We start from the raw sequence: 3,820 nt of genomic DNA, 5'->3' as shown, positions 1-3,820 counted from the left end.
CGATCGACCTGGGTGCCGCTCAACGGTGGGCGGTCCGTCGACAGCGGCCCCGGCAGCCACTCGTGCGCCTGCCGGGCAGCGGCGACCCGGCGCACGACGGTAGCGGCGGTACCGTCGAAACCATCCGAAACATATGGGTGCACAACGGTTTCCGACATGCGCAGTTCGGCAACGGCGTCGAGCAAGGCAGCATGCTTTGCAACCGCCTCGTCCCGTCGAGCCCGCAGCGAATCTATCTTCTCCGCCTCGTCGAGATCGTTGTACGCGGCTTTGCGATCCGCTATTCGGGCGACGCTGCGACCCAGTTCCTCCGAACCACCACGGGAAAGATCGGTGATCGAGACGCACAGCTCCTGCATCTCGAGCGGCAGCTTGTCCCGCAGAACGCGCAACGCTTGTGACTTCTCACTGGTGACGAGAACACGCTGACCTCGGGCGAGCAGTGACGACATCAAATTGGCGATGGTGTGGGTCTTGCCGGTGCCGGGTGGGCCCTCGACGACGACGCCACTGTCGCGGCCGAGTCGATGCACGATCTGCGACTGCTCGGCGTTGGCGGGAAGAGGAAACATCGGGTCTGCGGCAAGCGCACTCGCATCTGCAGCCCCGCTGCGTTCGAGCCAGAGCAGACGGTCCCGAGGTTCGATGGGTTCGACCAACTGCGCCAGCCCCAGCGGAACGCTCGCACCGGCCGAACCGAGATCGGCGATCATCTGTTCGTAGTAGGCCAGCAGTGCGAAGGAATCACGCTCACGCAACACCAACGCCGGGGCACAAGCCAACGTCGGTCGATCAGGAGCGGCGAATGTCGACGGGCGGTCCATCCCGTCGGCGACAACGAACGGGCCTGCCGGCGTCGCCGCGGCCCACTCCGTCAGGAATGCCGGAACGCCGACATCCAGGGGTGAGGCCACTGCGTCGGCGACCGACCGCTGCATAGCGGCGTCGTACCCGGCCCGCCCCATCAGCAGGCGAGTGTCCTCGAGGCGGGGCTTGGTGTTGCCTACGAGCTTGACGACGAGGTCGCCGGTGCGGACATCGCGCTCGATCGTTGCGGACTGGGTGATCAGGTGCGTGTCGATCTCACGATCACCGTCGGTCGCGGCGATCGAGAGCAATCCGGACGCGAGAACGACCTCGACGGACTCCGGCCGGGCGGTCGTCTCCTGCAGCATCGCCTGTAGCGAGTGATAGAGCGACGCCCGCGGTCTGAGCTTCCGGTCGTTCGCCGCCCACGTCTGCCACGCTGCGGAGTACGAGGAGAACGCCTGCCTTACCTCGTAGGCCCGTCGCACATCGAAGTCGGCATGCGAATCGGCGTCCGCATCGGCGTCCGGAGTCTCGAGCCGCGGTTCGATCAGATCGAGCGTCCGGTAGCGGCTGTCGGACACCATCGCGGGAACGACGCGACCCACCAGTAGCTCGGGAAGTATCGGGGGATCTTCGACCTGCTCCGAACACGCTCGGAGGACGACTCCGCCTGCGACGACGTTCCGGTCGAGGTGAGCGACTCCGGACTCTCCGTCGATCCACTGAATCCTCAGGTGTTCGTCGTAGCGCAGGACTGGATCGGTGCGTGCGGTGACCAGTTCGCGGAGGAACTCGAGAAGTCGCAGCACCTGCCCCTGAACGTCTTGCGAAAAAGAACCGTCCTGCGAGAACGCGCCGCCCGAGGAGAAGAAGCTGTCCGCGGAGACCTGGCCGTTGGCGTCGCCACGACCGGGTACCGATGAAGGTGACACTTGGGAACCCCTGCGATCCTCGAACGACCACCCCCGATCAGGGCGGGTGTATGCACACACGCGTCAGACTAGCGTTCGAGACGGTTTCGATCAGCACTTACGAACCTCGAGACTGTTCGTCGTGCCATCTCACAACGCGACGCCCGACTCGCGCGGTCGAATCACAGGGTTGGCATACCCCGGCCGCGCCCTCCCGTGCCACACCCCTATAGAGGGACGGTTTCGGCCGACCGAGGCGATACCGGCCGGTAACGTACCCGCGGGTAAGCTGATGGTTCAGAAGCCGCGAATTGTCAATTCTCACAACGCTACTCGTCAGTATGACGTCAAGCCTTCCGCGACATTTTCCCGGCACCTTCACGAACACTCCCGAAAAACGTTGTCGTGGTTGATCTTTGAACTAAGCGATTTCGGTCACACTCGCCGAAATGCGCGTTGACCATGGCAATATCCCTGCGAGCGGCTAGAATAAGTCGACATTCGTAGCATGCCCATCCGGCACAGGCGGGGCGGCAACTTCGGTAATCGACAGCCAGGACGCCGGAAATCTGATAAGAACCCCGACGGGCCGACGAGACGCGCCCGGTCGAGCACCAAGCCACTTCACACACGAGACGAAGAGAGACACGTTGTTCAAGCGGATTGCAGTAGTCAACAGAGGCGAGGCGGCAGTTCGCCTGATCAGGGCCGTGAAAGAACTCAACGCCGAGCACGACTACGGCATCCGGACGGTCGCGTTGCACACCGAGGCCGAGCGGCGCGCGATGTTCGTTCGTCAGGCCGACGAAGCGGTCACCCTTCGTAAGCCCGAGGTGGGTTCGGCATACCTCGATTACGCCGAGCTCGAGCGGGCCCTGATCTCTTCGGGTGCCGACGCGGTGTGGGTCGGCTGGGGATTCGTCGCCGAGGACCCGGCCTTCGCCGACATCGTGGCCCGCCTGAACATCACCTTCATCGGCCCGTCCGCCGACGCGATGCGTCTGCTGGGCGACAAGGTCGAAGCCAAACTGCTCGCCGAGAAGGTCGGCGTCCCCGTTGCTCCGTGGAGTGGTGGCCCCGTCGAGACCAGGGCCGATGCTCGTCGGCACGCACAGGCCATCGGCTACCCGCTCATCATCAAGGCCCGCAGCGGCGGCGGTGGCCGCGGTATCCGCAAGGTCTGGCGCGAGGACGAACTCGAACTGGCTCTCGAACGCACTCAGGGCGAAGCGGAGCGCTCGTTCGGCGACCCCGTCGTCTTCATCGAACGCCTGGTCACCGACGCCCGCCACGTCGAAGTGCAGGTCATCGCCGACAACCACGGCAACGTGTGGGCGCCCGGGGTCCGCGACTGCTCGATTCAGCGCCGCAACCAGAAGGTCATCGAGGAGTCCAGCTCGCCTGTTCTGACCAAGGAGCAGGCCGACCACCTCCGGTCCGTCTCGAGCGAACTGGTCCGCGCCGCCGGCTACAGCGGAGCCGGAACGGTCGAATACCTCTACCAGCCCGAGCAGAAGATCTTCACCTTCCTCGAGGTCAACACCCGGCTGCAGGTCGAGCACCCCATCACCGAGTTCACCACGGGCCTCGACCTGGTCAAGCTGCAGATCCTCGTCGCGAACGGGGATCACCTCGAAGGTGATTGCCCGCCGGAGTTCGGCCACGCGGTCGAAGCCCGCCTCAACGCCGAAGACGCCGACAACGGGTTCGCTCCGGCGCCCGGCACCGTCGAACTGCTGAAGTTCCCGCTCGGCTCCGGCCTGCGCGTCGATACCGGTATCGCCCAGGGCGATGTCATCCCGCCCGACTACGACTCGATGGTCGCCAAGGTCATCGCCTGGGGACGCGACCGCGACGAGGCACTGGCCCGTCTGCGCAACGCACTACGCGAAACCACCGTCGTCATCGACGGCGGAACGACCACGAAGTCGTTCCTTCTCGGGCTGCTCGACAAGGAAGAAGTAATCTCCGCGTCCGCCGATACCGGCTGGCTCGATCGCAGCGACGCGGGCACCGCGACCGGCCCCACCGCGACCGCCGACATCGCGATCGTCGCAGCCGCCATCGACGCCTACGACGCGGCCGAAGCACACGAGCGC

At 65.2% G+C, this 3,820-nt stretch carries 2 protein-coding genes; one reads left to right on the top strand and one right to left on the bottom strand.

Annotated features, from left to right (window positions below):
* Positions 1–1,742 (bottom strand): AAA domain-containing protein (locus tag WBQ44_RS20100; protein ID WP_495568427.1); only part of this gene is annotated, 1,742 nt, incomplete at its 3' end.
* 629 nt (positions 1,743–2,371) lie between these two features.
* Between WBQ44_RS20100 and WBQ44_RS20095 the strand changes: the two genes are divergently transcribed.
* Positions 2,372–3,820 (top strand): acetyl-CoA carboxylase biotin carboxylase subunit (locus tag WBQ44_RS20095; protein WP_495568426.1); only part of this gene is annotated, 1,449 nt, incomplete at its 3' end.

This window comes from Rhodococcus sp. (in: high G+C Gram-positive bacteria) (genome assembly GCF_049591685.1).
Taxonomy (GTDB): domain Bacteria; phylum Actinomycetota; class Actinomycetes; order Mycobacteriales; family Mycobacteriaceae; genus Rhodococcoides.
Note: the sequence above shows the minus strand (reverse complement) of the source record. Positions and strands in the feature narration are given on the sequence as shown.